This window comes from Pseudomonas sp. AGC41 (genome assembly GCF_057334555.1).
Genome location: NZ_JBHFJB010000102.1, coordinates 1 through 5,327 on the forward strand (window position 1 = coordinate 1; position 5,327 = coordinate 5,327).

Sequence of the window (5,327 nt, forward strand, 5' to 3'; positions counted from 1 at the left end):
CTCGCTCCCACACTGGAATGGGCCTGGCGTCGGATGTGTATGCGCCGCAGGACCCATGTGGGAGCGAGCTTGCTCGCGAAGGCGGAGTGTCAGGCGATGAAGATATTGAATGTGCTGGCGAAGGAAGGAGCGTCAGCGCCGCACGCTAGACCTCCAGTACCAAAGGCTCGCTGCCCTCGGCCGGTACGGCGCAGCAGATCAGCACCTCGCCTGCCGCCACGGGCTCGGCCGGCTGGGTCAGGTAATGCACCTGGCCCTGGGTCATGCGGGTCTTGCAGGTGCCGCAGGATCCACCGCGGCAACTGAACTCGGGATTCAGGCCCCGCGCTTCGGCCAGTTCCAGCAGCGTCCCGCTTTCCGGTTCCCAGCGGGCCTCCTTGGCCGAACCGGCGAACAACACCTCCACCGCTTCGGTGGCCGCCGGCACTTGCTCGGGCGCCGGTACGCTGACTTCGATGTCGCGCACCAGCGTGGACGGACCGAAGGTTTCGGCGTGAATGCGATCATCGGGAATGCGCAGCTTGCGCAAGCCGTCGTACAGCGCCTGGGTAAAGCTGCCCGGCCCGCACAGGTAGTAATCGTAATCATCGAGGGGCAGCAGTTGCTTGAGCAGCGTCACTTCGATTCTGCCGGCCACGTCGTAGCCTTGCCCGACCGTGCCGTCGGTGGGCGGCTGGCTGACCATGCGCAGCACCCGAAACTTGTCACCGGCACGGGCCACCAGTTCATCGATCTCCTCGCGAAAGGCCAGGTCGGCGACGTGGCGAGCGCTTTGCACCAGCCACACCGGGCGCATCCGGCTGATGCGTTGCCCCTGGTAGACGACTTCGCGCAGCATCGACAACAGCGGTGTGATACCGACGCCCGCCGCCAACAGTACCAAAGGCCGACGCTCAGTCGGATCCACCGTGAAATGCCCCTGAGGTGCCCGGGCGTCAATCTGGTGGGACGCCTGGATCTGCTCATGCAGGTGCGAAGACACCGCGCCGTCACGCTTGACGCTGATGCGCAGAAAATCGTCCGACGGCGCGCTGGACACGCTATAGGTCCGGATCGACGGCACTTGCTGTCCTTCCAGAGTTATCCGTACGGGTAGATGCTGCCCGGCTTCGAACCGGGGTAAACCGGCGCCGTCGTTGGTTTGCAGGTAGAAGGATCGAATATCGTGGCTTTCGTCCACCACCCGGGTGACCTGCAGCGCCCGCCATTGGCTGCGCAGGGCCTCGGCCTGCAAACGCTCGGCGGTCTGCTCCCAGCTGCCGGTCATCAATGAATTGGGCGAGGCCCCCTCATTCTGGTCCTTCCAGCGCAACGGCAGCGCCGCCGGACGATGGACAATGCGCTGCGGAGTAAAACGCAACAGCCGCTCGGCGCCCTGGAACGCGGCGATCTGCGGATCGTCCAGCAACACTTGCGCCGAACCGCTCATCTGCAGCAAATCGCCCGTTTTGACATCAACGAAGACCAGGCCCGCACGCGGGTTCAGCAGGATATTGCCCAGCGTATTGAAGAACAGGTTTCCAGAGAAATCCGGAATCGTCAGCGTGCCGTCCTCGTCCATGCGCACAAAACCTGACTTGCCGCCGCGATGGGACGCATCAACTTGCCGCTCGCCGTCGCGCACCACATAGGTGGCGATGTAGAACGAATCGGCCGCCGTGACCAGCTGCCGGACCAACGGGTCGGCCGCCTCCAGTTGGCGCGATTCGGCGGGCTGCTCATCGACGAAACGGTACTGGTGCAGGTTGATGTAGCGTGGGCAGTTGCCATAGGCCTGGCTCACCGAGATCTCCAGCCCGCGCTCAAGCCGGCGGCGCACGACACCGTTCATGCGGTTGCGGCGACGGGTATGCAACTCGATGCCGAGCATGCCGATGGCGTCGCCCTCGCCCATGCCTTCCTCCGCCGGGTCTTCACGCTCCGGGTCGAAGTGGATGTGCAGCGTTTCCGGGTCCGGTGAATTCATGAAACCGGGCTGCCCGGTGCGCAGGGTCGCCCAGACATCGCCCTGGCGATCCACCGCGCCCAGCACCACAAAAGGCAACTGGGCGTAGAACTCGCGGTGCTGATCCGGCATCCAGCTCCGCGCCAGCTGCCGCTGGCCGACACCCGCCATCATTTCTACTGCGCCGACGGTGCGCTGCAAGGCCAACTCGCCTTCATGCCAGGGCGAAAGGGCTATTTTCGAGGCTTCGTTCATCGATCACTCCTTGCGCCTGCGGCATTGCTGCCTGGGCGAGTGCGCTACGGTCAGGTTCGTCCGTCACACCCTTGACCGGGTGTGTGGGCGGGTGGAGTCATCTTCTGCCCAATGCGCCGGCGCAGGAATACGCACGGATTGAAATCCACTGTTTCACCAAATGAAATGCCTAGATCCTTCAGGCAAAGTTCTTCGTCAGTTCAAGCAGGACATTGCCTATCTCAAGCAGACCATCATTCCGGGCAAGACCACCAAAGGTCAGATCACTCATTACCGGGTCTATTGAGGCGCCTTTCAAGCGCATCAACAAATGGCTAAGGGGTGGTCCTATCGGATATCCACCCCCGGCCTCGGCAATCAGTGCTTTTCAGCCGACCCAGCCAATCGCCGTCTTGGGAATAACCTCGGACTCATCGAGCTTGGAGGCGAACATGCTCACCGCCTCCAGGGCATCCGTGGTCCCGGCCCTGATCTGTACGATCACCGATCCGGCCTGGTCCGCCAGGGTCACCCCGCGCAATGCGCCTTCCTGGGTTACGCTCATGCTGGCGACTGCGTCGCGGGTTTCCGAAAGAATCATGCCGATCATCTCGGCAATCTCCGACGTCGAGCGACTGGTACGTCCGGCCAACTGCCGGACCTCGTCGGCCACCACCGCGAAGCCCCTGCCCTGGTCACCCGCCCGCGCTGCCTCGATGGCCGCGTTGAGCGCCAGCAGGTTGGTCTGGTCGGCGATGCCGCGAATGGTGTTGACGATGGCGGTGATTTCCTCCGAGCGCGCGCCCAGTTGCCCGACCAGACGCGCGGAAGCGCCGATGTTCTCGGCGATCTGGCGCATTTCCCTGGCGGTCTGCTGGATCACCTGGGCGCCCTGCTCGGCGACTCTCTCGGTCTCGGAAGAAATATGGTACGCACGGGACGCGCCGCGTGAATCCTCTTCGAACTTTTCCACCCGTTCGGTGATGTCACTGGCGAACTTGATAATCTTGCTCAGCTTGCCTTCGGCGTCATAGACCGGGTTGTAACTGGCTTCCAGCCAGACCACCTTGCCGTGCTTGCCCACCCGCTTGAATTGTCCGGTGAAAAACTCACCGGCATTGAGGCGTCGCCAGAAATCGCCATATTCCGAGCTGTTGACCAGGCCCGCTTCGCAAAACAACCGGTGATGCTTGCCTTTGATCTCCGCCAGGGCGTAATTCATCGTATGGAGGAAGTTGTCATTGGCGGTCAGTATGTTGCCGCCCAGGTCGAACTCAATGACCGCCATGGCCCGGTCAAGCGCCGCCAGCCGGCCCCGGATCTCCGCATCACTGGCAACCCGGGCGGTGACGTCGAGTGCGTATTTGACCACTTTCACGACTTTACCGTGCTCGTCCAGGACCGGGTTATAGCTGGCTTCCAGCCAGACATTTCGACCTTGCCCGCTGACCCGCTGGAAAGTCCCGGAAACGAATTGACCGGCCCGCAGCCGGTCCCAGAACTCACGGTATTCAGCACTGCCAGCCAGCGCGGGCGTACAGAAATTGCGATGGGACAAGCCCGCCAGTTGGTCCTCGCGATACCCCATCGTCTTGAGGAAATTTTCGTTGGCGCGCAACACTTTGCCGTCGGGGCTGAACTCGATCACGGCCATCGACCGTTCCAGCGCGCCGACCAATCCTTTATAGGTTGCCAATTCGGCCGTCCTGGCCGTCAGTTCATTTTTCAATGCGGTGTTAAACATGACGTACCCTCGGCAGAATCTGGAAATCAACCGGACCTCAAATGGCTATCGGCGAATAATCCGGAGACTGAAACGGTACGCAGGAATTATCTTTTGACGTCAAAGAGACCTGTATCCGCTTACATTTAAAGTGACTGCCGAAGGAAATAGACATGGCGGAGTAAGCGCTGATAAGGACCTTATAGCTCCCACTGCAATCCGACTTTACCGTGCGCGGTACTATGATTATTGCAACGGCCAAAGCCCCTTGTGGCGCGCCTGCTTCACGATTGTGTTGTTCAAGACTGCTCCCTGTTGATCCGACTGATATTTTCGACGGCCCTTGTCTGCCTGACAGAGCGCCCATAGATTAGAGTCCATGTCCCCGACCTGAGCCATAGCGCAAATGTGCTATTGGCTTCGCTTCAGGATCAGCGCATTCAAACGATAAGGTACGTCCCATGAGCCAAGCGTCTTACGTCCCGCCCAAAGTCTGGAAGCACGAAGCCCCCTCGGGCGGCCACTTCGCCAGCATCAACCGCCCTGTCGCCGGGCCGACCCATGAAAAAACCCTGCCGATCGGCGAGCACCCGTTGCAACTCTATTCGCTGGCAACGCCCAATGGCGTGAAAGTGACCATCCTGCTCGAAGAGCTGCTGGCGCTCGGACACACCGCCGCGGAATACGACGCCTGGCTGATTCGCATCGGCGAAGGCGACCAGTTCTCCAGCGGTTTCGTCGAGGTCAATCCGAATTCCAAGATCCCGGCCCTGCTGGACCGCAGCGTCGAACCTGCGATCCGGGTGTTCGAGTCCGGTTCGATCCTGTTGTACCTGGCGGAGAAATTCGGCGCGCTGCTGCCGAGCGATCCGGCCGGGCGCACCGAAACCTTGAACTGGCTGTTCTGGCAGATGGGCTCGGCGCCTTACCTGGGTGGCGGCTTCGGACATTTCTATGCCTACGCGCCGGAGAAACTGGAATACCCGATCAATCGCTTCACCATGGAAGCCAAGCGCCAACTGGATGTGCTGGATCGTCGCCTGGCTGAAAACCGCTACCTGGCCGGCGACCAGTACACCATTGCCGACATCGCGGTCTGGCCCTGGTATGGCCAACTGGTGCGGAACAACGTGTACTCGGCCGCCGAGTTCCTGGCGGCCCACGAATACACCCACGTGCAGCGTTGGGCGGAGGAAATCGCCAAGCGTCCCGCCGTGGTGCGCGGACAGCGCGTCAACCGGACCTGGGGCGACGAAGCGAGCCAGGTGCCGGAGCGGCATAGCGCGCAAGACCTGGACTGACTGAGCCGCGCAACCTCCTGTGGCGAGGGAGCTTGCTCCCGCTCGGCTGCGCAGCAGTCGTCAGCCGGTCGATGCGATATGCCTGAATCATTGCGTTGGCTGGGTTGGGTCTGCTGCGCAGACC

4 protein-coding genes and 1 pseudogene are annotated in these 5,327 nt (G+C 61.7%); 2 read left to right on the top strand and 3 right to left on the bottom strand.

Going from position 1 to position 5,327, the window contains the following annotated elements:
* Window positions 1-145 precede the first annotated feature (145 nt).
* A complete protein-coding gene (locus ACE04F_RS17500; RefSeq protein WP_486108628.1) occupies window positions 146-2,200 on the bottom strand; it encodes a 2Fe-2S iron-sulfur cluster-binding protein in 2,055 nt (684 codons plus the stop codon).
* A gap of 160 nt (window positions 2,201-2,360) precedes the next feature.
* Here ACE04F_RS17500 and ACE04F_RS17505 point away from each other — a divergent pair, with 160 nt between their 5' ends.
* Window positions 2,361-2,486, top strand: coding sequence for a hypothetical protein (locus ACE04F_RS17505; protein WP_486108630.1), 126 nt, complete (start codon window positions 2,361-2,363; stop codon window positions 2,484-2,486).
* Between the two features lie 81 nt (window positions 2,487-2,567).
* Here the strand turns inward: ACE04F_RS17505 and ACE04F_RS17510 are convergent, their stop codons facing one another.
* Both ACE04F_RS17510 and ACE04F_RS17515 read right to left on the bottom strand, forming a co-directional pair.
* On the bottom strand, window positions 2,568-3,152 hold the full coding sequence (locus tag ACE04F_RS17510) for a methyl-accepting chemotaxis protein (protein WP_370871124.1): 585 nt from the start codon (window positions 3,150-3,152) through the stop codon (window positions 2,568-2,570).
* Window positions 3,153-3,155: 3 nt separating this feature from the next.
* Window positions 3,156-3,923 (bottom strand): annotated as a pseudogene (locus ACE04F_RS17515) (PAS domain-containing protein); the annotation flags it as partial.
* 440 nt (window positions 3,924-4,363) lie between these two features.
* On the opposite strand from ACE04F_RS17515, the gene yghU reads away from it, so the two are divergent.
* Window positions 4,364-5,203: a glutathione-dependent disulfide-bond oxidoreductase gene (gene yghU / locus ACE04F_RS17520; RefSeq protein WP_486108632.1), complete on the top strand. Its 840-nt coding sequence runs from the start codon at window positions 4,364-4,366 to the stop codon at window positions 5,201-5,203.
* Window positions 5,204-5,327: the final 124 nt, after the last annotated feature.